Genomic DNA, 805 nt, shown 5'->3' on the forward strand with positions numbered 1-805 from the left:
TCCATAACGCTCGCCAAATACAACCAGCCCTCATTGGTCGGAATATACGTGATATCCGTTACCCAAAATTGGTTTGGTTTACTTGCTTTAAACTGTCGATCCAGGACGTTCTCACTTACCGGATGTTGATGCTTGGAATTAGTCGTAGCCTTATATTTCTTGACAGTACAAGACTTCCACTGGTTCTCTGTCATAATGCGCGAAACCGTACGCTCACTTACCTCCACGCCCCGTCTATTCAGGGTTCTAGCGATTTTAACACTTCCGTAGCGTTGCTTAAATTCTAAATGGGTCTGAAGAATCTCTTGTGATAATTTTTCATGTTTCTTCTGCCGGTCACTTTTCGGTCGGTCTATCCATTTAAAGTAACCACTTTTGGAAACTCCCAGGACTTTGCACATCTTCTCCACTCGGTATTGGGAGCGGTGTTCATGAATGAATTCATACTTTACCGAGGGCTTTTCGCGAAGTAGTGCATCGCCTTTTTTAAGATTTCATTTTCCTCCTTGAGATCACGAATTTCCTTTTGAAGGGCCCTTAATTCAGCTGCCTCTGAAGGATAAGATTTTACAGCCTTTACCTCTGGTTGTTGGCCATATTTCTTCATCCAGCCATGTAAAGTATTTGCGTTCACACCAACCTCTCTAGCTACTTGAGCTATAGGCTTATTGTTTTCACTTATATACTTTACGGTTTCAATTTTAAATGCCTCATCAAATTGCTTACCTCTTGCCATACAGACACACCCCGTTATAGTTGATGTATTTATTATAACAATCTGTGTCTACTATTTAGTCTAGCATCA

At 41.1% G+C, this 805-nt stretch carries 2 protein-coding genes; both read right to left on the reverse strand.

Going from position 1 to position 805, the window contains the following annotated elements; all coding sequences use genetic code 11:
• A partial coding sequence (locus ACNQGS_RS29000) for an IS3 family transposase (protein ID WP_491490392.1) occupies window positions 1-437 on the reverse strand: 437 nt, incomplete at its 3' end.
• A gap of 11 nt (window positions 438-448) precedes the next feature.
• Entirely contained in the window at window positions 449-736 is a 288-nt protein-coding gene (locus tag ACNQGS_RS29005; RefSeq protein ID WP_491490391.1) for a transposase, read from the reverse strand.
• Window positions 737-805: the final 69 nt, after the last annotated feature.

It is taken from the genome of Neobacillus sp. PVCKKU3 (genome assembly GCF_058323225.1).

Coding starts and splice junctions, on each gene's coding strand:
- ACNQGS_RS29005 (WP_491490391.1), bottom strand. CDS start 736: ATGGCAAGAGGTAAGCAATTTGATGAGGCATTTAAAATTGAAACCGTA.